Below are 241 nucleotides of genomic sequence, written 5' to 3' on the forward strand. Positions count from 1 at the left end.
CTTGATACGCTTACCAATATTGTTGTTTTGGACAAATATAAGATAAACGTTATCAAAGCTCCAACTCCTGTACCCGATAAAGGTTTTAAGGCTATAGATGGCTTTACGTTTGAGGGGCAAGACGCCAAAGACCGTACCTACACCAAGCATTTTGTGATGATTGACCCTATAGCAATTGATCATCGCTATGTTTTGCCAGGCGCTCCTGTATTGGGCACCAATGAAACGATCATGAGCCTTA

The 241-nt window shown here is 41.9% G+C and carries 1 protein-coding gene; it reads left to right on the top strand.

Annotated elements, in window-relative coordinates; translation table 11 throughout:
- Nucleotides 1-241: hypothetical protein (locus HMPREF0044_RS07675; protein ID WP_006547567.1), on the top strand; the 241-nt coding region annotated here is incomplete at both ends.

The organism is Gleimia coleocanis DSM 15436, from assembly GCF_000159015.1.
Classification (GTDB): Bacteria; Actinomycetota; Actinomycetes; order Actinomycetales; family Actinomycetaceae; genus Gleimia; species Gleimia coleocanis.